This window comes from Flagellimonas aurea, from assembly GCF_017313785.1.
Taxonomy (GTDB): Bacteria; Bacteroidota; Bacteroidia; order Flavobacteriales; family Flavobacteriaceae; genus Flagellimonas; species Flagellimonas aurea.
Map to the genome: position 1 here is coordinate 191055 of NZ_JAFLNL010000004.1, position 22945 is coordinate 213999.

At 42.3% G+C, this 22945-nt stretch carries 23 protein-coding genes and 1 riboswitch; of the genes, 9 read left to right on the plus strand and 14 right to left on the minus strand.

Annotated elements, in window-relative coordinates; genetic code table 11:
- Positions 1-26: 26 nt before the first annotated feature.
- Entirely contained in the window at positions 27-1559 is a 1533-nt protein-coding gene (zwf, locus tag J0656_RS09115) for a glucose-6-phosphate dehydrogenase (protein WP_207033038.1), read from the plus strand.
- Positions 1560-1652: 93 nt separating this feature from the next.
- Positions 1653-2378: a 6-phosphogluconolactonase gene (gene pgl / locus J0656_RS09120; protein ID WP_207033039.1), complete on the plus strand. Its 726-nt coding sequence runs from the start codon at positions 1653-1655 to the stop codon at positions 2376-2378.
- Here pgl and J0656_RS09125 read toward each other — a convergent pair.
- From J0656_RS09125 to J0656_RS09150, 6 genes are all read right to left on the minus strand, one after another.
- Positions 2359-2904, minus strand: a complete 546-nt coding sequence (locus tag J0656_RS09125; protein ID WP_207033040.1) for an acyl-CoA thioesterase — start codon at positions 2902-2904, stop codon at positions 2359-2361. The two genes, pgl and J0656_RS09125, sit on opposite strands and share 20 nt — an antisense overlap.
- Positions 2905-2987: 83 nt before the next feature.
- Complete coding sequence (locus J0656_RS09130) at positions 2988-3353, minus strand: DUF8785 domain-containing protein (protein WP_207033041.1); 366 nt, start codon at positions 3351-3353, stop codon at positions 2988-2990.
- Between the two features lie 11 nt (positions 3354-3364).
- Positions 3365-4678, minus strand: coding sequence for a DNA recombination protein RmuC (locus J0656_RS09135; protein ID WP_207033042.1), 1314 nt, complete (start codon positions 4676-4678; stop codon positions 3365-3367).
- 146 nt (positions 4679-4824) lie between these two features.
- On the minus strand, positions 4825-5604 hold the full coding sequence (locus J0656_RS09140; protein WP_207033043.1) for an ABC transporter ATP-binding protein: 780 nt from the start codon (positions 5602-5604) through the stop codon (positions 4825-4827).
- The gene (locus J0656_RS09145; protein ID WP_207033045.1) at positions 5604-6635 is read right to left on the minus strand and encodes a FecCD family ABC transporter permease; all 1032 of its coding nucleotides are present in this window, start codon (positions 6633-6635) and stop codon (positions 5604-5606) included. Before J0656_RS09145 ends, J0656_RS09140 begins: the two co-directional genes overlap by 1 nt.
- The gene (locus tag J0656_RS09150) at positions 6636-7787 is read right to left on the minus strand and encodes an ABC transporter substrate-binding protein (RefSeq protein WP_207033046.1); all 1152 of its coding nucleotides are present in this window, start codon (positions 7785-7787) and stop codon (positions 6636-6638) included.
- A gap of 184 nt (positions 7788-7971) precedes the next feature.
- A riboswitch (cobalamin riboswitch) is annotated at positions 7972-8194 on the plus strand.
- A gap of 69 nt (positions 8195-8263) precedes the next feature.
- Between J0656_RS09150 and J0656_RS09155 the strand changes: the two genes are divergently transcribed.
- Complete coding sequence (locus J0656_RS09155) at positions 8264-10126, plus strand: TonB-dependent receptor plug domain-containing protein (RefSeq protein ID WP_207033047.1); 1863 nt, start codon at positions 8264-8266, stop codon at positions 10124-10126.
- 29 nt (positions 10127-10155) lie between these two features.
- Here the strand turns inward: J0656_RS09155 and J0656_RS09160 are convergent, their stop codons facing one another.
- Positions 10156-11667: a GFO_1087 family putative carboxy terminal peptidase gene (locus J0656_RS09160; protein ID WP_207033048.1), complete on the minus strand. Its 1512-nt coding sequence runs from the start codon at positions 11665-11667 to the stop codon at positions 10156-10158.
- Positions 11668-11877: 210 nt separating this feature from the next.
- Here J0656_RS09160 and J0656_RS09165 point away from each other — a divergent pair, with 210 nt between their 5' ends.
- From J0656_RS09165 to J0656_RS09185, 5 genes are all read left to right on the plus strand, one after another.
- Positions 11878-12387, plus strand: a complete 510-nt coding sequence (locus J0656_RS09165; protein ID WP_207033049.1) for a GFO_1088 family ECF-type sigma factor — start codon at positions 11878-11880, stop codon at positions 12385-12387.
- Complete coding sequence (locus J0656_RS09170; RefSeq protein WP_207033050.1) at positions 12374-12808, plus strand: PG0215 family putative anti-sigma factor; 435 nt, start codon at positions 12374-12376, stop codon at positions 12806-12808. The genes J0656_RS09165 and J0656_RS09170 overlap by 14 nt, the downstream gene beginning before the upstream one ends.
- Before the next feature lie 13 nt (positions 12809-12821).
- Positions 12822-13361, plus strand: a complete 540-nt coding sequence (locus tag J0656_RS09175; RefSeq protein WP_207033051.1) for a GFO_1090 family protein — start codon at positions 12822-12824, stop codon at positions 13359-13361.
- 113 nt (positions 13362-13474) lie between these two features.
- A complete protein-coding gene (locus J0656_RS09180) occupies positions 13475-14014 on the plus strand; it encodes a GFO_1091 family lipoprotein (RefSeq protein WP_207033052.1) in 540 nt (179 codons plus the stop codon).
- Between the two features lie 137 nt (positions 14015-14151).
- Complete coding sequence (locus J0656_RS09185) at positions 14152-14967, plus strand: mechanosensitive ion channel family protein (RefSeq protein WP_207033053.1); 816 nt, start codon at positions 14152-14154, stop codon at positions 14965-14967.
- A gap of 33 nt (positions 14968-15000) precedes the next feature.
- Here J0656_RS09185 and purB read toward each other — a convergent pair whose 3' ends face one another.
- Together purB and J0656_RS09195 are read right to left on the minus strand one after the other, a co-directional pair.
- The gene (gene purB / locus J0656_RS09190) at positions 15001-16344 is read right to left on the minus strand and encodes an adenylosuccinate lyase (RefSeq protein WP_207033055.1); all 1344 of its coding nucleotides are present in this window, start codon (positions 16342-16344) and stop codon (positions 15001-15003) included.
- Positions 16345-16390: 46 nt separating this feature from the next.
- Positions 16391-16963 carry an adenylosuccinate lyase gene (locus tag J0656_RS09195; protein WP_207033056.1) on the minus strand — a complete coding sequence of 191 codons (573 nt, stop codon included), beginning with the start codon at positions 16961-16963 and terminating at the stop codon, positions 16391-16393.
- 35 nt (positions 16964-16998) lie between these two features.
- Between J0656_RS09195 and J0656_RS09200 the strand changes: the two genes are divergently transcribed.
- Positions 16999-17451, plus strand: coding sequence for a heme-binding domain-containing protein (locus tag J0656_RS09200; RefSeq protein ID WP_207033057.1), 453 nt, complete (start codon positions 16999-17001; stop codon positions 17449-17451).
- Here J0656_RS09200 and J0656_RS09205 read toward each other — a convergent pair.
- From J0656_RS09205 to J0656_RS09225, 5 genes are all read right to left on the minus strand, one after another.
- Positions 17441-18133 carry an SIR2 family NAD-dependent protein deacylase gene (locus J0656_RS09205; RefSeq protein ID WP_207033058.1) on the minus strand — a complete coding sequence of 231 codons (693 nt, stop codon included), beginning with the start codon at positions 18131-18133 and terminating at the stop codon, positions 17441-17443. The genes J0656_RS09200 and J0656_RS09205 overlap by 11 nt on opposite strands.
- A gap of 7 nt (positions 18134-18140) precedes the next feature.
- On the minus strand, positions 18141-18896 hold the full coding sequence (locus tag J0656_RS09210) for a DJ-1/PfpI family protein (protein ID WP_207033059.1): 756 nt from the start codon (positions 18894-18896) through the stop codon (positions 18141-18143).
- Positions 18897-18992: 96 nt separating this feature from the next.
- Complete coding sequence (locus tag J0656_RS09215) at positions 18993-20132, minus strand: amidohydrolase (protein ID WP_207033060.1); 1140 nt, start codon at positions 20130-20132, stop codon at positions 18993-18995.
- A gap of 28 nt (positions 20133-20160) precedes the next feature.
- Complete coding sequence (locus tag J0656_RS09220) at positions 20161-21168, minus strand: glycoside hydrolase family 43 protein (RefSeq protein ID WP_207033061.1); 1008 nt, start codon at positions 21166-21168, stop codon at positions 20161-20163.
- A 66-nt stretch (positions 21169-21234) separates the two neighbouring features.
- Positions 21235-22917 carry a CocE/NonD family hydrolase gene (locus tag J0656_RS09225; protein ID WP_207033062.1) on the minus strand — a complete coding sequence of 561 codons (1683 nt, stop codon included), beginning with the start codon at positions 22915-22917 and terminating at the stop codon, positions 21235-21237.
- Positions 22918-22945: the final 28 nt, after the last annotated feature.

Below are 22945 nucleotides of genomic sequence, written 5' to 3' on the forward strand. Positions count from 1 at the left end.
TAAACTCGCCAGAAAACGAAAAAACTATGAAAAAGACCGATAATCAGATGCTCGTTATTTTTGGGGCATCGGGTGATTTGACTGCTAGAAAACTTATACCTTCCTTATTCAATCTATACTTGGCAAAACAACTGCCAGAAAATTTCGTGGTACTCGGTGTTAGCCGTAGCAACCTTTCCGATGAAGCTTTTCGTGACAGGGTGGTTTATGAAAGCAAGTATTTAAAGGAAAAGACCAAGAATTTGGATGACTCCAAGGTGAAAGGCTTTGCCGATAAGCTCTATTATGAGGATTTGGGCGACAGCTACGATACGGATTATGGCCCTTTGAGAAAACGGGTAGAGGCATTGAAAGAAAAACACGATACCTCGGGAAACATAATCTACTACCTTTCCACTCCGCCGACCTTGTACGAGACGGTTTCCCACAATCTTTCGGATGCGGGGATGAATACACAGAACAATGGATGGAAGCGCTTAATCGTGGAAAAACCATTTGGCTATAGCTTAGAGACGGCCCAAAAATTAAACAAAGGACTGCACAAATATTTTAAGGAGCATCAGATTTACCGAATAGATCATTACCTCGGAAAAGAGACCGTGCAGAACCTCTTGGTGACCCGATTCTCCAACAGCATTTTTGAACCGCTCTGGAACCGAAATTACATTCAGCGGGTCGAGGTGACCAATGCGGAAAGTGTTGGGGTGGAGAAGCGCGGTGGCTATTATGATAAATCCGGGGCCCTACGGGATATGTTCCAAAACCATTTGCTACAGATTGTTTCGTTGGTGGTGATGGAACCACCTATTGGAGCGGATGCGGAAGAAATCAGGAACGAAAAAGTGAAGGCCCTTAAATCGTTGCGTGTTATGACGGACGAGAAGGAGCTTTTTGACAATACCATTAGAGCACAATATGTTGCATCCAAAGTGGATGGCGAAGAGGTGAAAGGTTATCGCGAAGAGGATGGGGTCGACCCCAATTCTACCACGGAGACCTATGCTGCCATCAAATTTTATGTGGACAATTGGCGCTGGCACGGGGTTCCGTTTTATGTAAGAACTGCCAAACGGATGCCCACCAAGGTAACGGAAATTGTGATTCACTTTAAAAAACCGCACCATCAAATTTTTAAGGGTTCCGAAATGCAGGAAATGGACAATAAATTGATTATCCGCATACAACCTGATGAAGGTATTTTGATTAAGTTTGGTGTAAAAGTTCCCGGTCAAGGCTTTAAGGTGGAGCGGGCCAATTTGGATTTTTATTATGCCAACTTGGCCGAAACCTATGTGATGGAAGCCTATGAACGCTTGTTGTTGGATGCCATGCAAGGCGATGCCACCCTCTATGCGCGGGCCGATGAGGTGGAGGCTGCTTGGGAATTTGTGGACCCGATTTTGAACTACTGGAACAGTGGTGAAGATGTGCGAATGTACGGTTATGCCGCAGGAGCCTGGGGTCCTGAAAACGCAGATGATTTGATTGAGGATGATGGATATTGGAGAAACCCTTCGGAGAACTTGGCAGATGACCCTGGTTATTGTGTGATTTGCTAGTATTTAGGAGCCAGGAGTCAGGAGTCAGGAAAAAATATATCAGTTCGAGCGCCTGCGGCAGGCAGGCAGTCGAGAACAACTAATTAATTCAAAATGGATTTAAAAATATATAAGGATAAACAAGAGGTGGCTGAGCAATTTTCCAGCTATTTTGTAGATCAATTGAAAGATAAAGCTGCTTTTCATGTGGCATTGTCTGGAGGAAGCACCCCAAAAATCGTTTTTGATGTGTTGGCCGAGGATTTTTCGGATAAAGTGGATTGGAGCAAAGTACATTTTTATTGGGGCGACGAGCGTTGTGTGTCGCCTTCGGATGATGAGAGCAACTATAAAATGACGGTGGAGCACCTTTTTTCCAAGATTAATGTGCCCGAAGCTAACATCCATAGAATTTTGGGTGAAAAAGACCCCGTTAACGAGGCTATGCGCTATGGCAATCTTCTTGAAATAAATTTGGACAGGGTTGATGATGTACCTCAATTTGATTTGTTGATCTTGGGAATGGGCGATGATGGCCATACAGCCTCCATCTTCCCGCACGAAATCGATTTGTGGGATTCCGAGGAACATTGCGTAGTGGCAACGCACCCCGATTCAGGACAAAAACGGGTCTCTATAAACGGGAAAGTCATCAACACGTCCAAAGAAGTGGCTTTTTTGGTCACGGGAGCATCCAAAGCCGAAAAGGTGGAAGCGGTTATTGAAAAAACCGAAGGTTCCGATGCCTATCCTGCATCCTTGGTCAATCCAATATCAGGGAATTTAGTGTGGTTTTTGGATGAGGAGGCAGCAGCAAAACTTAATCAAAATCCATCTTAACGTTTTCGCCCTGTAAAAATTCCAAATACTCGTTTACTTTAAAGTTGTTGGACTCATATTTGCTATCCCGCTTAAAGGCGGATTGCTTACGCTCCTTGCTTCGTGCGAAACGACGAATATCCTGCTTGGTCTTTAGTATAAGCCCTGGAACTGTTTTGTTCTTTCCATCCTTTCCTTTGGCCACCATGGTAAAATAGGAGGAATTGCAATGTTTTACCTCTCCTGTGGTTATATTTTCCGATTCAACCCGTACGCCTACAACCATAGAAGTTTTCCCAGTATAGTTGATGGATGCTTTTAGTGTGGCCAGTTCACCCACTTCAATGGGGTTTAGAAAGTCCACCCGATTTACAGAAGCGGTCACACAATAACTTTGTGAATGTTTTGAGGCACAGGCAAAGGCTATTTGGTCCATAAGATTGAGAATGTGCCCACCGTGCACCTTGCCACCAAAATTGGAGTGGGAGGGCAGCATAAGTTCGGTGATGGAAACCCTACTTTCTCGGGATGATTTGAATTTTTTCATATGTTGTTGGGGTTTTTCATATATCTATTTCCTGGGAGGGAAATTGTTTTCCCCTCTTTTTAGAGGGACTAGGGGTGTGTTATCTAATTCCTAAAAATCGGTGATTTTTCAGACTTTACTTCTGTGATAAAATATTTGGTGTCGCCCAACCAGAAAAAGGTGGCGTAGCGCTCTTTGTAGGTGACCTTGATGTACTGCCCCTGGAATTCCTTCATTTTCTCCACAATTTCCTTTTCACTGTCCTCCACGGAGAACGAAAACACATTGGTGCCAGATAGCCCTTGGCTGATCTGTCCTTCCCATGTCTTGACCAAAACCCCTTTTCTACTGAATTTAATGAGTTCCCCAGAACGATAACCCTCACTGTAGGGCACATAATAGATAAAGGCAAAATACCCTGCAAAACCAACTAGAATGGCAGCGATAAAAATGATCAGGAATTTTTTCATGGTAGTATTTTCTAATTGAGTTCTTCAAAATCGTCATCCAATGCACGTTTGAGCAATTTATCGTCTATGCTCTTACTGGCCTTGGCTCCCAAGGATTTAAGTTTTTCAACTCGTTTGATCAAGTTGCCGCGCCCTGTTAGCTTTTTCATTGTGCTTTGATAGGTGTTTTGTACTGTTCCAATCTGATTGCCGATCTTCAAAAGCTCATCGGTTAAATTGGTAAAGGAATCGTACAGTTTGCCCGCCTCAGTGGCAATTTCAATGGCAAATCGCTTTTGTTTGTCGTTTTTCCAGAGATTGTCAACCAACTTTAAGGCAGCCAAAAGCGTAGATGGGGTAACAATGATCACGTCTTTTACAAATGCATCTTCGTACAAATTGGGCTCAAATGCCGAGGCAATCGCAAAAGCAGGCTCCGTTGGTATGAACATAAAGACCGTATCTGGGCTTTCGTCAATCAAGAGTTGATAGTTCTTCTTGCTCAACTCCTCTATATGTCTTTTAATGGAATCTATATGTTGTTTCAGGTAGATTTCCCGTTGTTTTTCATCTTCATCGGATACGTATCGTTCAAAATGAACAATGGAAACCTTGCTGTCCACAATCATTTTTTTGCCGTCTGGTAAATGGATCAGCACATCGGTCTGGTACCTTTTCCCTTCCTCGTCCTTAAAACTGTCCTGTAGTGTATATTCACGGTCTTTGGTAAGGCCAGATTTCTCTAAAATACGTGTCAAAATCACCTCGCCCCAGTTCCCTTGCATTTTGCTATCACCTTTTAAAGCTTTGGTCAAGTTCTCCGCCTCTTGAGTAATTTTAAGGTTTTGACTGCGTAAATCCAACAATTGTTGTTTTAAAGCAGCGTGCAGACCAAAATTTTCCTGCTGGGATTTCACTACTTTTTCCTCAAACTCCTTGATTTTTTTATTGAGCGGGTCCAGTATGTTGTCGATATTTTCTTTGTTGCTCTTTGTGAACTTTTCGCTTTTCTCGTCAAGAATCTTATTGGCCATGTTTTCAAATTCTTTGGTGAATTTCTCTTGAAGTTTTTCCAGTTCCTGTTTTTGCTCCAAGAGTTTTTCTTCCAGATTGTCCGATTTGGATTCTTCTTTGGCCAGAGCGATTTCAATTTCAGATTTCCTGCTTTGAATCTCTTTTATTTCCTCTTTCAGTGAGGACTCTGTTTTTCTAAATTCGATTTCCTTGCTTTCCCAAACACTCTCTGTTGACTTGGTCTTTAGTTTTTGAATGTACACCCCCACAAAGAGACCTATGCCCAATGTGATGATGAATCCTATAATGATGTAGATAAGTTCTGCGCCCATTAAAAAATTTCTGAAGGATAAAGATAACGGATTATAAAGATAAAAATGCCATTTCAGTGAAAGCAGAAATCCACAATATTGTTCATTAAATTAGGTGTGCCAACTGCAATTCGACTACGCTCAGTGCCCGTTGGAGCGCAGAGATTTTACTTATTCACTTTAAAAGAACCCGTTTTAGCATCAAACTGCACCATTTCCGAAGGGAATAATTTGTCGAAGTGTTTTTCTTCGATGAGTTGACAAGGGTCTCCGAAGGGGTGGTTCTTTCCGTCCAAGATCAATATGCGGTCGCATAACTGAATGGCCAGTTCAATTTCGTGCGTGGTGAACAGGATGGTTTTTTGTTTATCGTGCGCCAATGCTTGCAGCATTTTTAAAATCTGCACTTTGTGATAGAGGTCCAAATGCGTGGTGGGTTCATCCAAGAGGATCAACGAAGTGTCCTGGGCCATGGCCCGCGCCACCAACACCCGTTGTAACTGACCATCACTGAGTTCGTGGCATTTGTTGTTACGGAGATCGTTCAGCAAAAAGGAATCCAAACTTGTCTGAATCTGTTGCTTATCTTCCTGTGTCAATGTACCGAGCCAGTTGGTGTAAGGCTGTCGTCCAAGGGCAATCAATTCCTGAACCGTGAGATTTTTGGAAGCGGGTTGTTCCGTTAATACCACACTGAGCTCTTTGGAGAGTGCAGTTGAGGTATATTTTTCGAGCGGTTCATCATTCAACAAGATAGTGCCAGAAAGTTTTGCTTGAAATCCGCCCAAAGTGCGCAGCAAGGTAGATTTTCCGATACCGTTAATGCCCACAATACCACAGAGCATTCCAGCTTCCAAATCAAAATTGATGTTTTGTGCTATGGTTTTGGAACCGTACCCAATGGACAAATCGGCAATGGACAATATGTTTTTCTCCGTTTTCACCATCAGAACATCATTTTACGTTTGCGGACCAAGAGCCATATTACCACAGGAGCCCCCACCAATGATGTAATGGCGTTTATGGGCAACACGCTGGCAGAATTGGGCAGTTGCGCCAAGGTGTCGCACAACAGCATTAGAATGGCACCGCACAGCATCACGGCGGGAATCAACACTTTGTGTTCCATGGTATCGAAAATCTGTCTGGTCAAATGGGGAACGGCCAAACCTACAAAAGCAATGGGTCCTGCAAATGCGGTGATTCCGCCAGCCAACAATCCAGTCGCGATTATAATGGTCATTCTAGATTTTTTCAAGGAGACCCCCAAACTTCGTGCATAGTTTTCGCCCAAAAGAAAGGCATTCAACGATTTTATCGAGACAATACTCAGTAAAACGCCGACAGCTACGATGCTTCCCAACAAAAACAATTGATTTATGGATAGATTGCCCACGCTTCCGAAGGACCAAAAATTAAACCGTTGCAAATCCTCTGCACTGGAAAAATAGGCCAGAACGCTCACAATCGCAGAAGTGATGCTTCCGAACATTAATCCAATAATGAGTAAGGCCATAGTGTCCTTTACCCGTTGGGCCACGATCATTACTATCAAAAGCACCAAAAAACTACCAAAACTTGAGGCGATGGATAGGGTTATATCACCCAAAAATGATAGGGAGGTGTACCCTGCCAAAATGGATGTACCCATTAAGAGTAAGGCAGCGCCCAAACTGGCTCCCGAACTGATACCCAATACAAAAGGGCCTGCCAAGGGATTTCTGAACAGGGTTTGCATCAAAAGTCCGCTCAAAGCGAGTCCAGCACCCACCAAAATAGAGGTGAATGCCTTTGGTACCCGATAATCCCAGATAATATACTCCCACGAAGCAATTTCAGGACTTTCCCCGAACAGGGTAGACAACATATCGGCAAAAGGTATGGTAACCGACCCCGAACTGATGTTCAAAAGCCACGAACACAGCAAGGCGAGCACCATCAGTAAAAACGAAAACCGATATGTTCGACCTCCTTGCATTTATTGTAACGGTTTGATGAATTGAAGTTTGTGTTGCGGCAATAGTTCGGGATGTAGTATTTTGATGAGGTCTTTCAACACCAGATCGGGCCTATGTGGGGCCGATTCATAAAAAATGAGCCCTCCCGTTTCGCCTTTGTCAATGGCATTGGAAAACACATTTTTGATTTTGAAAGCATCAAACTGTTGATGGTGTGGATTGGCTTCGGCCAATTCGGTATACGTGGTTTCAGCTGACGGATTGAACCAATATTCGGCGTCTTGGGCTTTTTCTAAAACCGATTCCAGACTGAGTCCTATGCTGCCCGTTTCGTTGTTATCGGCCCAAAGATAATCGGCATTGGCATCCTCCAGAAACTTGGCCATCCAGCTTTTCCCGCCTGCTACGTACCATACGTCTTTGTACAGTCCGCCTGTTAAAACCGTGGGTTTGGTCTTTGCTTTTTGGGCCAATTCCTTGGCTTGTAGGTAGGAAGATTCAACTTCTGCAAAAATACTATCGCCCAAGGCCTCTTTTTGAAAGAAAGGTGCAAAGAACTTGATCCATTCCGCTTTTCCCAAAGGGGTGTGTTCTACCCAATCGCCGTTGTAGACCACGGGCGTCCCTGCTTTTTTGATAATGTCGTACGCCTTGTTTTCATTGTTGATGCTAAACCCGACAATAAGCTCTGGATTCATGGCGAGCACCATTTCAGTGTTAAGCATGTCGTTCATGCCCAGATTTTGGATTTGCCCGTTTTCCACCAGTTTTCGCGCCTCTGGGGAAGAAATGTAATCCGTATTGGGAAAACCGATCACGGTATTGAGTTCGCCCAATTGTTTTAGGGGCTCAATGTGGGTGGTGGAGGTAAGCACCACTTTTTCAACAGGAGTGCCGATAATGGCATCGTAGGCATCTCTTGGAAAGGACATTGCTATCAATTTTTCCTTCGGAACCAGGGCGTAGGTAAAATTGTCGGCTCCTGGCCACGCGGAGGTGACTTCAACAAGGGTTATATCGCCTTCTTTTTTTACCGTGAAGCCCTTTGCATACGTAATGTTCGATGCTGTTTCTTGAATTTGAACAGGTTGCTGCTTTTTTTCTTGTTTACAACCCGTCAGCGCTACCAGAAGCAATGCCAGTAGTAGAATCAATCGATGTTTTTGTGCCATGGGTCAAAAGTAAGATTATTTAAGTATTTATGGAGTTTAAGGAACCTGATGATTAAAGTCAAAATTGTCATGTCGATCGGAGTCGAGACATTTTAGACCCTTCGACAGCTCCTTCGACTGCGCTCAGGATGACGGACGAAAAATCATTGTAAAGAATCGTACAAAAGATTAAACAGATTGATTAGCTTTGGCCCCGAATTTTGGTTCGCACGGAGTTTCCGTGGGATTAAAAGGGAATCCAGTGCAAAACTGGAGCTGTTCCCGCAACTGTAAATGTACGCCAAATCAGTTTTGGCACCTCTAAATGAGGGTGTTGTTTACTACATACCCACTGTCCATTTTTTTTGGATGGGAAGGGCGAACAACATTACATAAGCCAGGAGACCTGCCAAATTCAAACAAACAATGTTAAACTTTCGGGATAAAAGTTTACGTATGCATCACATACTATTCTCCCGTTTATTCAATTAAACGAAATGAAAAAAAATCATTTATGGTTGATTACCGCCCTATTGGCGGGCAAGGGAATTTTTGCGCAAAATGTACAGCAAGATTCACTTAAAGTGCAACAACTGGACGAGGTTGTTGTAAGCGATTCAAAGTTTGAGTTGAAAAGAGAAAACTCTGGAAAAACAGTGATCAAGATCGCTGCTGAAGAAATGCAGCGCAACCAGGGCAGGACGGTTGCGGAAATCATCAACACCAAAAGCGGTATCGAGATTGCAGGTAGCCGCGGTCGTGATGGGGATGTGCTTGGGGTGTATGCGCGTGGTGGCCGTGGACGTCAGGTTTTGATCATTATCGATGGTGTTCGTGTGCAGGATCCATCTACATTTTCTGCAGAGTACGATCTTCGCTTGCTTTCGCCCAATACCATCGAATCCATTGAGATCATTAAAGGAGCGGCAAGTACGCTTTATGGAACCAATGCGGTAACGGCCGTAATCAATATCACAACGAAAAAGAGCTCCGAAAAGAAGATTGCAGGAAATTTTGAAACGAGCGTAGGGACCAATCAAACAGCCGATGACCAGAATTATAATATCGGGAGCATTCAAAATTCTGCGAATGTGAACGGTACTTTGGGCAAGTTCAATTATGGGGTCGATTTTTCCAACCGATATAAGAGTGGGCTCTCTGCCGCGGTGACGCCAGAGAACGAAGAGGACATTTTTTCCCATTACAGCACCAATCTAAAGCTAGGGTATCAGTTTTCGGAAAGTTTTGGGGTTCAGGTTTATGGTAATCAGACCAAGTTCAAGAATGAATATGATGCTTCAATGGCCGAAGCTGATAATTTGGGTGAAAATGAGCAGCAACGCGTAGGTCTGTCATCAGAATTTGACTATGGAAAAGGTTCGGTGCACCTGAATGCAGCTTTCACCGATTATGAATCCGTGGCCAACGACACCTTTGGTGAAAGTATGACCGAAGGAAGTAATTGGGTGTTGGACGTGTACAACAAATACGTTTTTGCCGAAAAGTTCCACACGGTACTTGGGGTGAATTATATAAAGGATGAAGCGATTTTTACAGAGGAAGTGGATTTTACCATTGTTGACCCTTATGCCAATGTGGTCTATGTTTCGGATTTTGGATTGAATTTGAATGCGGGCGCCAGACTGAACAATCACTCCGAATATGGAAACCATTTTGTGTATAATGTGAATCCATCATTTGTGTTTGATACTGAAGAGGGATATGTAAAATTGATGGGGTCGTATGCTACATCGTACATCACACCGAATCTAACGCAATTGTTCGGTGCTTTCGGCGGGAATCCAGAATTGGAGCCTGAAGAAAACGCTACCATTGAAGGAGGTATTGAATTTAAACTCGATAATACTTTCCGAATCAGTACGGTTTATTTTGATAGAAACGAGACGAATGCCATTGGTTACGATGCCAATTTTATGAGCATCAATGTGGCGGATGAAATCGATGCCAACGGAGTAGAGGTGGAGGCTACGTGGTTGCCCTTGAGTAATTTTAGTGTCAACGCCAATTATACCTTCACGGAACGAAAGGGCGACAATGCCATCCGTATTCCCAAGCACAAGGCGAATGTGTCTTTGTGGTATCAATTCTGTGAGAGTACCGATGCGTCATTGACCTACGCTTACACTGGTGAACGTTTTGATACGGATTTTGCTACGTTCTCGGATATTGCCTTGGAACCATTTTCACTGTTGAACTTTTCCATTAGGCACGAACTGATTAAGAATAAAGTGAATGTATTCTTGAATGCGGATAATTTGCTGAACGAAGATTATAGGGAGTTGCTCGGATTCACGACCCGAGGACGAAACTTTAGGGTTGGACTCAACCTGAACCTTTAAAAAAGAAAAGCGGCCAATTGGCCGCTTTTTTAATACTTGTTAAATTTCAATGGCTTGTCCAAATACATATTGTCTTTCACGGGAGTGTGCAACCTAGAAGAGGTAAAAGACTCAGCAGGCATTTCCACAGTAAAGTCGATTTTCGCAGAACCACCTGAAATTTCTTGAAGGGCACGGGCCAAGAGCGGCTCGTTTACATCACCCAAAACACCAAGGTTGGTCAAATCTTCACCAAGGGTAATATCTGGAACCAAACCACTGGTGTAATCGTAGAATCCATCTGCATTCTCGTTGCGCCCAACAAGGGGTTGTATTCCCCAACTATTGTTTGGATTAATGTCACCTTCTCTACTGGAAGAATAAAGAAAAGGGAGGTCTTGGTCTGGATCATCGACCAATGTAATGGAAAATTCATTTTTTCCGCGAGTGGTTGTACCAATGTGGATAACATCTATATAAGGTTCAAGGCCGTTCATGACCAATTCGCTTGCCGAAGCAGAACCATTTGTTGCAATAACAAATACTCTATTCAAGTTTAATGAGTTTATAGGGCTGTTAGCAGGAGGCGGAGTGTTGCTTTCAAAATAGTCGGTGAGGGAAGCATCGCTAAATGCTGCTTGGACTTTTGAGTTCCAACGTTGCCTAATATAAACTTCTTGTGTTTTGGTACCATAGATCATACTGGCCAAAAGGCGAGAAGTGTTTACATTGCCACCAGGATTGTAACGCATGTCCAACACCAACTCTGTAGCTCCATCCGTCTTAAATTTTGCAAAAGCATCATTCAAATCTTCATTAAAACTGCTTAAAAAGCGATTGTACATCAAATAAGCAACCTTAGTGCCGTTCACATCCAGAGTTTCCGCAATCAAGATAGGATCTTCTATTTGGTTCTCTATTTTGGTAAGTTGAACTTCTTTATCATTGTTGGAAATAGTTTCGTTTTCAACGGTGGCCATGCCCAAGGTATATGTGCTGTTGTTGCCAAATAAGAGTTCGGTGTAGTTGCTATCTGTCAATTGAATGCCATCTACCCTAGTAAAAAAATCACCTCTTTGTATATCTTTTGTTGATGCATTTGAACCGGGCCAAACGTAAAGTACGTAGCCAAAGACATCGTTGGTGTTTCCAATATAAGACAATCTAAATTCCAGGCCATTACTTTGAGAAATACCAGAGAGGCTGTTTACAAGTTCTTTATAATCTTCGTTAGCAAAACTGAATCGGTCTATGGCAGTTTCTTCCCCAACTATTCTCTCATGATCATTACATATACTGTAGTAAAAATTCTCTGGGTCGGGATAAGATTCCAAAAAAGCTGTGTATTCGGCATTGGTAGAGAACCTATCATCAGCAAGATCGGGAACATCACCCTGCCAAAAATACCAAAGGTTCATGGCCTTCCACATAAAATTTTGGGCAGCCACATCTGCAGTTGGGTCCGGGTCGGGGGTTGGACCAGGTTTAATGCCGTTGTCGTCATTGCTACAGGATGCCAGCAACAAGGACAATCCTAAAAACAGGAAAGAATACTTTTTCATAGCTTAATTTTTACTGAATTCACTCAAATTTTGTTCCAAGTTGATTATTGGTGTAGGTTGGATTGAGTAGTATCACATGGATAACCATGTAAATTTACCCTGCAAAATAGGGCTATATAAGGAGATGGCAAATTTTTTGTAACAAATTTCGATATGTATCGTCGTGATAGTGTAGACCGATAATTAACAGACTGAACAACAAAACAACCAATGAAACAAACAGAATTCTTAAATGTGGTTTTACCATTTCAGGATAAACTGTACAGGCTCGCAAAACGCCTGTTGGTTTCCAGGGAAGAAGCGGAGGATGCCACTCAAGAAATTTTGTTGAAGTTATGGTCGAAGAACGAGTCGATGGAGAAGTACAAAAACGTAGAAGCTTTTGCCATGACCATGACCAAAAACTTTTGCTTGGACCGTTTAAAGTCCAAACAAGCGGGAAACCTAAAATTGGTTCACAGCAACTATAGCGACGAAAACACCTCCTTGCAAAAACAGTTGGAGGCCGAGGACAGTGTAAGTTGGATGGAACGTATAATGGAAGACCTGCCAGAACAACAAAAAATGATATTGCAGCTACGGGATGTAGAGCAATACGAGTTCGATGAGATATGCGAGCTATTGGACATGAAACCCACTGCGGTGCGCGTAGCACTGTCGAGGGCCAGAAAAACAGTACGAGAAGAATTAATAAAAAAACACAACTATGGAATTGGGTAACATAGAAAAGATATTGGAAAAGTATTTCGAGGCCACTGCAACAGTGGGCGAAGAAAGAACATTAAGGGAGTATTTTTCACAAGATGAGGTAGCCCCTCACTTGGAGCAGTACAAACCTATGTTCAACTACTTTTCCATGGCCAAGGAAGAAAAGTACACCAAGCAGGTACCATTAAAACCTAGAGTAAACTATTACAAGTGGCTATCCGTTGCAGCAGCAGTAGTTTTGACCTTTGGCATTTATTTTGGAAGTCAGTATCAAGAAGAACAGCGCTTGGAACAAGAAAAGGCGGAGTACGCCTACGAAGAAACCAAAAAGGCCTTTGAGCTCTTGGCGGAAAATTTTAACAAAGGCACGGAAAAAGTGGCCTATCTAAAAGAGTTTGAAGAAGCAAAACAAAAAATTTACAACAACAATTAAAAAACGTATCAACATGAAAAAGTATATTTTAATCACAGTAATGGCTTTATTGCCTTTGGCAGGGTTTTCACAATCACTTTTTGATAAGTTTGAGGACCTCGACGATGTAACATCCGTAGTGGTGAACAAAAGTATGTTCAATCTGCTCGCAAAAATCGATGTGGAGGTGGATGATCCAGAAGCACGGGATTTTATGGATATTGCCAGCAGCCTAAAAAGCCTAAAGGTGTTTACCACCGAGAACAAGAAAATCGGGGAAGACATGAAATCCTCTGTGGACAGCTACCTAAAATCTTCCAAAATGGAAGAGCTGATGAGGGTAAAGGACAAGGATGCCAACGTAAAGTTCTACATCAAAGAAGGTAGGGATTCCGACCACGTGAGCGAGCTGCTTATGTTCGTTACCGGAATAAACAACGTTGAGGCCAATGGGCATAAATTTGAGACCGTGATTTTATCCCTTACCGGAGATATTGACCTGAACAAAATAAGTTCCTTGACCAAAAAAATGAATTTGCCCGAAGAACTCAACGAAGCTGGCAAGAAGAACTAATCACACTTCGGTTGACAATAATCGGAAGGGAATTGTAACAAAACACAGAAACTCCCAACTTATTATTGTCAATCGATTTTTAGATTTCAAAATCAATCAAAAAAATAGAAAAGATGAAACACATTATTAAAACCGTATTGTTAGCCGGAGCAGTGCTTCTGGCTTCCTGTGCTTCGCAGCCAAGTCTGCAGGAGTATTACGTGGACAACTCGGAGAACCCCAATTTTTTATCCATAGATGTACCTGCCAGTATTCTTAAAATGGACGGGATAGATTTGAACCCGACACAAAAAGAAGCCATTGAATCCTTGAGAAAATTCAACTTATTGGCCTTCAAGAAGAATGCCGATAATGAAGCAGAGTACGAAATTGAAAAGAAAAGAGTTCGAGAGATCCTAAAAGGTGATGACTTTGTGGAACTGATGAAAATCAATTCAAAATACGGAAAAGGAGTCATTAAATATTTGGGCGATGAAGACGCTATCGATGAAGTGATCATTTATGGAGATAGTGAGGATAAAGGCTTTGCCTTGGTAAGAGTACTTGGCAAGAATATGAACCCCGCCCACATTGTCCAATTAATGCAGGCCATCCAAAAATCCGATTACAAAGGTGAGGGACTTGGCGAAATCGGGGACTTTTTAAAGGGCTAAGACCAATCATCATAACTTCAATTAAGGGCGACATTTGTCGTCCTTTTTGTTTTTGGAATGTTTTGAACGAATAAATGAGTGACCTAGTTTAGTATCTTAGTGTCTCATTATAAGAAAACTAACAAAACCAAAACATCATGGAGAAAGCACAAGAATGGTTCGATTATGGGGTTGAACTGGCAAAGGATTTTGGCCCAAAACTGGTAACGGCACTCCTCATTTATCTCGTAGGAATGTGGGTGGTAAAAAAGATAGTTGGGGGAACCCGCACAGTAATGTCCAAAAGTAAGTACGATCAGTCTCTTCAAAAATTCCTACTTAACTTATTTTCTTGGGCCTTAAAAATTTTTCTGATCATAATCGTGATCTCCCGCTTGGGAGTCGATGTCACTACCTTTGCTGCGGTAATCGCTGCGGCCGGCCTTGCCGTGGGACTTGCTCTTCAAGGGTCGCTCTCCAATTTTGCCGGCGGAGTCCTCATCATGATTTTTAAACCCTATAAAATTGATGATCTTATTGAAGCACAGGGTGTTTTGGGCAAGGTAAAGGGCATCGAAATATTTACGACCAAATTGGTAACACCGCAAAACAGACTGGCCATTGTGCCGAACGGGGCCATGGCCAACGGGAACATCATCAATTATACCGCCGAAGGCAAGATAAGGGTGGACACGGTCATAGGTGTGGGATACGGCGAGGATATCAAAAAGACAAAGGAGGTATTGCTAAAGGTGTTGACCTCCAACGACAAAGTACTCACGGACCCTGCGCCCTCGGTAAACGTGATGGAATTGGCTGACAGCTCAGTGAATTTTGCCGTTCGTCCCTTTTGCAAGCCAGAAGATTATTGGGATGTGTATTTCGCCACCCACGAAAATTGTAAAATCGCTCTTGACGAAGCTGGAATCGAAATCCCTTATCCGCACAGAGTTCAGATACAAAAAGAAAGCTGAAAAAGAGTATTGCTTAAAACTTGTTCAAAAAACCTAAACCCCGGTGTAATTCGCTGGGGTTATTTGTTTCAGTTCAGTTTTGATGGCATCCGAAACCTTCAAAGTTTCAATAAAATCGGCAATGGATTTCTGGTTGATTTTCTCGTTGGTACGTGTCAAACCTTTCAAAGCTTCATATGGGTTGGGATAGCCTTCCCTTCTTAAAATTGTCTGGATAGCTTCCGCAACAACGGCCCAATTGTCCTCCAGATCCTGTTCAAACTTGGCTTGGTTCAGCACCAACTTGTTCAAACCCTTTAAAGTGGATTGAAACCCGACAATGGTATGTGCAAAGGGTACTCCCACATTCCTTAAAACGGTACTGTCCGTTAGGTCACGCTGCAAACGGGAAATGGGCAATTTTGCCGATAAATGCTCAAAAATTGCATTGGCCAAGCCTAAATTTCCTTCAGAGTTCTCAAAATCGATGGGGTTTACCTTGTGCGGCATGGCAGATGAACCGACTTCCCCTTTTTTGATTTTCTGTTTAAAGTAGTCCATAGAGATATAGGTCCACATATCTCTGTTCAGGTCTATCAAAATGGTGTTGATACGTTTGAGGCAATCAAACAAAGCAGCCATATGGTCATAATGCTCAATTTGAGTGGTCGGGAATGAATGGTGCAGGCCTAGCTTTTCTTGTACAAACTGTTTTCCAAATGCCCTCCAATCATTGGTTGGGTAAGCTACTTTATGGGCATTATAATTTCCGGTTGCACCCCCAAATTTTGCAGCACTGGGTATATCGTTCAATAAATTGAACTGCTCCTTAAATCGCTCCACAAAAACATCGATTTCCTTGCCCAAACGGGTAGGGGATGCCGGCTGACCGTGTGTTCTGGCCAACATGGGGATATTTTCCCATTCCGTGGTAAGTGCTTTTAATTTTTCAAATACGTCCAAATAAGATGGAATGTAAACATCGTTTATGGCCTCTTTAATGGAAAGTGGTATTGCTGTGTTGTTGATATCTTGTGAAGTCAATCCAAAATGGATGAACTCTTTGTACTTTTGAAGATCTAAAGCATCAAACTTTTGCTTGATGAAGTATTCCACCGCTTTTACATCGTGATTGGTAGTTTTTTCAATATTCTTGATCGCCTGCGCATCTTCCGTAGAAAATTCTTGATAGATTTTCTGTAACTCAGGGAACAAAGCTGTGTTGAAATCGGCCAGTTGAGGTAAAGGAATCTCGCAAAGCGCTATAAAATACTCAATCTCTACCAGTACACGGTATTTGATAAGGGCTTCTTCCGAAAAATAGTCTTTTAAGGCTTTGGTCTTGTTTCTATATCTACCGTCGATCGGCGAAATGGCGTTTAGTGGTGTCAGCGACATGGTCCAGAAAATTTTGAAAGGGTCAAAGATACTTAAACGTTGCGGTTTAGACACCCAAACCGGTCAACTTATCCAGAGTTTTTTTTGCACGGTTCTGGTATCCTGTTGTCCCCGAAGCATAGCTTTCTTCCAGAACCAGTTTAAGTTCGGGATGGACCCAATCAAATTTTAGCCCCAGATAGTAAAGACTGGTCATGGCAAAAACCTTGGGCGCCACATTCATGGGGCCGATGAGCCAATCAAAACAAGCGGTAACCATGCTCTCCAAATGTTTATCCTTTACATTTTTAACAAAAAGCGGGTGCTTTTTCCTAAAATACGCTTCGCAGACCATTTCACATACATGGGCAATGGGCCTAATACAGGATTCGGACTTTAATTTGGCCAATCCATTTGTAAACTCATCAATAAAGGGGATTAGAAAAACAAGTTGCTTCCGCATCAAGTGGTCAAAGGTCCAACTCGCATTGAACTTACCCTCTTTGTCTTCAATCAAAACCTTCTGATAAAGCACCTGTGCCAACAAGGGCTCATCTTCCAATTGAAGCACCAAGCCATCTATCTGGGATTTTGATATCCTACCGGAATCAAGTGCGGTATAAAGCTGTTCTTCTGTCACAAAAAATCAATACATTTATGTAAATCCAAGGAAAAATGAAAATAGTAAAAAAAATAGCAATTGTCCTCTTGATCGTATTGATCGGGATGCAATTTTACCGTCCCGAAAAGAATAAGGCCGAAGGTGATTATGTGGCTGCTTTTGAAGCTGAGACCCAACCCTCCGTTGAGGTAAAACAAATTTTAAAGACCGCCTGCTACGATTGCCACAGTGCCAATACGGAGTATCCTTGGTACAACAACATAGCTCCGGTTTCCTACTGGTTGGCCGATCATATCGAGGACGGAAAGCGACATTTGAATTTTTCCGATTGGGAAAATTATGATTCTAAAAAGAAAGATCACAAACTTGAAGAAGTAATCGAAGAGGTGAAAGAAGGCAAAATGCCCTTGAATGAGTACACATGGACCCATGCCGACGCTAATTTGTCCGAAGACCAGATAAGTGCATTGTTGGCCTGGGCAAACAATGCCAGAGCTAATTATTAATTAACTGTTCAACCAGTTCAGGAGTCCCTTCCGAAGCAGTTTTTGGGATAATACTGAGGTTTTTAAAATCGGACTGTTTAATGTTGGGCCGTGGATCTATAAAATAAATAGGTGTATCCTCCGGAGTATAGTGAATCAAACTTGCTGCGGGGTAAACTTGCATAGACGTTCCCACAATAATCAAAATGTCCGCTTGTTGGGTAATCTCGGCAGCAGTTTTCAACATCGGCACCATTTCGCCAAACCATACAATATGGGGGCGTAATTGATGTCCGTTTTCGTCGGTATCGCCTAGAATCAAATTTTTTTTCCAGTCCAAAATATGATTTTCGTCTACGGTACTCCGCACTTTAAAAAGTTCACCGTGCAAATGGACCACATGGGAGCTACCGGCCTGTTCGTGCAGGTTGTCCACATTTTGGGTGATGATGCTCACATCGAACGCCTGTTCCAGCTCAGCCAGTGCCAAATGGCCTTTGTTGGGCGAAACATTCAATAATTGTCGTCTTCGTTGGTTGTAAAATTCGAGTACCAGTTCCGGGTTTTTGGCAAATCCTTGTGGAGAGGCTACTTGCATTACATCATGGCCTTCCCACAGACCATTTTCATCACGAAAGGTCTTAAGCCCACTTTCGGCGCTCATTCCAGCTCCGGTAAGTACTACAATTTTTTGTTTGGGCATAATTAAATTATTGTCTGTTCCAGTTTTTAAGACGGTCCAAATACAGATAACTCTCGACAAAATCACGATGCTCACTACTTGTCATGGTTTCCAGTAGATTCAACGCGGATATATAACTTGCCAAGTTCCCATTGGAGGAGTAAAACTTACCATCTTTCACAAAAGTTACCAAACTATCGTCCTGAACTTTTAAGTTGGGATAATCCTTTTGTAACTGTTCACCGCCACCTATCCAAGTTACAATTTTCTTGCCGTCCGCAATTCCAGACTTACCAATCAGCTGTGCGCCGGCACAATTACTTACCGTGTATTGGGTTTCTTCATTTTTTCTTTTGATGAATTCCACGATTTTATCGTTGTGTACCTGCGCATACATATCGTAAGCACTGGGAACAAACAATGCAGTCAATTTGGGGCAATTGTCAAAAGTGTAATCGGGAACAAAATGCATGCCTTCTTCAGTGGTTATCGGGTTTTCTGTCTCTGCTATTGTGATCACGTTAAAAAGTTGTTCTCCATCCGCCGACGGTTTTGCAAATACGTCAGAGGTTGCCACAACTTCGCTTTGAAGTACTCCGTTATACATTAAAAGTCCGATTGTAGGCAAGTTTTCCTTGAATGGCTTTAAGTGTTTGGTCAATGTATCCGATTGGATTCCGGAGGACTGATTTTCGGATAGGTCACCTTTAACTGAGTTTTCGGACTTATTGGTATTACAGCTAGAAAGTAAAACAATGAGCAACAGAACCAGAGGAGTTTTCATATCTCTATTTTGATTGGGTTAAATTTATCTTTCACAAAGCTACCTCTCAAAAGCGGAATAAAAATTAAACTGGTTTAAGAAGATTTTTTAAAAGGGTCATCTTTCTATAAGTATATCCAAGATTATACTCTTGAACATGGAAACTCCAGTTGAAAGTAGTTCATCGGGGAAATCATAATCAGCATTGTGCAGAGCGGGTGTAGAAACTCCTGAACCTATGCCGAACATTACGGTTTTGTAGGATTTGGAAAACCAACCAAAATCTTCCCCAAATTTGAACGGCGTTTTTCTTTGGATTATGGACAAATTATTTGCCTCTGCTGCTTGTCGGACAAATGCATTACTTTCACTATCAACAGAACTGGCCGGAAAATGTTCCAACCATTCCAGTTCATACCGTAGTTTGTGCTCATGGCTTATCTTCTCCACCAGCTTGATGAGTTTTGATTTCACCCCATCCATTTTAGCTGTGCTCCATGTCCGAAGTGTATAGTGCATCTCTCCGTTCGCAGGAGAGACTCCATAGGATTTTTGCCCCATGTTGATATGTATCGGGGTTAAAAGGGCAAAACTGGAATCGGATGGCTCTGGAACGTTGAGTTCCGATATTTTTTGGATGATTTCAGAAAGACCCAAGGCGGGATTGATTCCATTTTCAGGTTCCGAGGCGTGGGATTCCTTTCCTCTAACCTTGATGATGACACTCTGAACTTCCGCAGAAAACCCATTGTCCATTAAAATGATGCTGTGCATTGGCTCTTTGGGAATATTGTGAAGCGCAAAAACGTAGTCGGGCCGTATTTTTTTGAATTTTTCATCCTCCATGACCCGTTTGGCACCCTCACCTGTTTCTTCGGCAGGCTGAAACAGCAGTACGACCGTGCCGCAAGCCAAAGGTTTACGTTCTAACCACGGTGCAAGACTGGCAATAATCGCCATATGCCCGTCGTGACCGCATTTATGGGATATTCCTTTTTTGGTGGATTTGTGGTTGAAGAAATTGGTTTCCTGTATCGGCAGGGCATCAAGTTCGCAACGAATTGCAACCGTAGGGCCTTTTTTTGAAAATCTGTATACTGCTGCCAAGCCAGCGCCACCAATTCCTTCGATAATTTCCGTGGGATGATATGGTGCCAAAAAGTTTTTTATCAATCCGGCTGTGCCATATTCCTGATTGGATATATCGGGATTTGCATGTAACAGGTGCCGTAGATCCAGTATATCTTTTTCAATCATTTGCTGAGTATTCGCGGGTTGTCCAAAATTATTCTCCCCCGATCCCTTCAAAAGTCATGATCACCGGTTTTATGGTCCCATCTGGATTAAATTCCATCTTGTCCATACAGGTTACACGATGGTCACGGTCTTTATTGGGAATGGGCCTGCGGTGATAAACTATGATCCACTCATCCGTGCCCGGTTTATTGATCACGGAATGATGCCCTGCACCCGTGGCGATATCTCCTTCCTTTGATTCCAAGATGGTGCCGATACGATTGTAGGGCCCTGTTGGCTCATCTGACATGGCGTAGGCTACTTTGTAACTTCCATCGGTCCAGTTTCCTTCGGACCACATAAAATAATAGATGCCGTTCCGTAAAAACATGAACGGACCTTCTACATAACCTTCCGGGGTAACTTCTTTGAACAAACTGCCATCTTCCCATGGCTCAAAGCCCGTAAAATCCTCATTGAGCTTCCCCAAGTTGCAATGGCTCCATCCACCGTAGAAGAAATAATGAGTGCCGTCCACATCTTTAAAAACAAATTGGTCAATAGGTTGTGCATCGTTATAGAAGTCGGAAATCAATGGCTCGCCCAAGCAATCTTCAAAGGGTCCACCTGGATTGTCTGCTACAGCCACACCAATGCCCCCATAATGATTGATGTCGTTATTTGGGTCGTAGGAACTTCTTCCGGGCCGTTGAATGTCGTTGGCACCAAAAAACAGGTAATACTTATTGTCTTTTTCAATAATGGAAGGTGCCCAAAGAGCCTGCCTTAACCATTTGATTTTGGTCGTGTCCAAAATACGCTCGTGCTTTTCCCAATTTACCAAATCCTTGGATGAAAAGGCATCAAAATGAAGTTGCTTATCATAATCATCCGAAAAGGTCGGGTAAACCCAATAGGTGTCCCCAAATACGATTCCTTCGGGGTCGGCATACCAGCCATCAAAAATGGGGTTGTTTCCTTTTTGTTCTTGATTTTGTGCTGTTATTGGCAAGGTTAATACAGCAAGGAGTGTGGTTAGAATAATTCTGAGGTGCATGGGTGTTTTTTAATTTTTATAAGTATTACTAGTGATTTTATAGCTTTTCGTTTGTTAACTGGGTCGTTAATGATTTTTCCATACAGGTAGTTTTATGTAACTATCGTTGTGCCAATCTATTTGCAATGGCTCATGGGCATCTTTTATGGTTTCTTCGAAAACAGGTTTGCCAGAACCGTAGTTTATAATCTCAAAAGGATGCTTGTTAATATTAAGCAATATAACAAGTTGACTGCCTTCACCAATTTTTTTACTTACAAATCGTGTATTTTCAAAAGCAATAGTTTCTTTTTGGTAGGGAGTCAAAAGATTCCTTTTTGTTGGATCTAGGGAATAACTTGCCCTACCGACATACCGCGTAATAAAAAAGTAATTACCATCAGGCTTCAGCTCGTACAGGGCCAAAGAAACATCCATATCCTTCTTATTTATGGTTACGGACAAGTTTCCGCTAAATGAGCCATTTATGGAAAATTCTGTTTCAAAAGGTAAGGTTTTGAAGATAAGTCCCCCGCTTGCATCAAGAGAATCAAAAATAATTTGAGGCATGTAATAGTTATTTTGATTTTCTCTATCGGCAAAGTCCACGGTTTGTTTTTTGAATGACTTCTTCTGTGGTTTCTGGGTCTTCAAAGAAGCATCATCCAAATAAAGGGTCAGGGTATCGTTGTTTATTTTTCCCAAGGAAGGAGCATGTTTCCAAAGATTGGTTTCCATTACCTGATAGTTTACCTTGTCCTTTAAAATTTCTGGTTTGGTTTTGTCCTTTAAAATATAATCCAGCCAGCTATATGCCAATTCCATCATATTGATGTTGGCCACGCTATCGATTTCATAGCCCATCAGGTCTTGGGATGGTTTTCGTTGACCGCCCCAATGATCATATGGGCCTATCACTAAATAATGTTCAGGATTTTTATCGTACTTGTTATGATTTTTAAAATACTGGAGTGCCCCGATTTGTGAGTCATCATAGTAGCCGGTTGTCGTTAAAATGGGTATGTCTATATTGGCATATTCTTCTGGCGTAGGTACCATGGATTGCCAGTACTCATCGTATGCTGGGTGTGATAACCACTTTTGAAAGATAAAATTTCTATATCCGGCCAAGCTGTCCATGCTTTTAAAAGCAATGCCGTTTTCAAACCATTCAAAAGGCAGACTTCTTCTTATAGGCTCTTTTTTGTAGATATTGGCATGGGGCCAGTAGAGGCCTAAATTCATTTGTACGTTGTTCTCCATGGGAGTGTCGTAACCAGGCATCACAGCTACTTGTGGAACAATGGTTTTTAGTGCAGGGTGGGGGTTCTTCATGGCTGCCCACTGCGAAAAACCGGTGTAGCTTCCGCCATACATTCCAACATCTCCATTGCACCACGGTTGCTTGCTTATCCACTCAATGATGTCATAAATATCTGTAGCTTCATGTTCATAAGGCGCATAATTCTTTAAATCGGTCCTTATTCCACGTGCATAGGCAATAACACCAACATATTCCTTGTCCGCAGATAGTTTGGCAAAGTATTGGTCCGATTCCCCTTGGTGATAAGTGGTATAAAATAGTATTACGGGCAGAGGCGTCTTGTTCTTTTTGTTTTGGACTATTGTTGCAGAAATATCAATATTGTCACGTGTTGGTATGGATACGCTGTCCTGAATACTGTAAATATTGTCGTTTTGTATCGAATTTTGGGCAAATGTTGCGGAGAAACCGCAAAGGAGAATCAGGATAAATATGAGTTTTCTCATTAAGTTTTTAATGCTTGTCAATTAATGG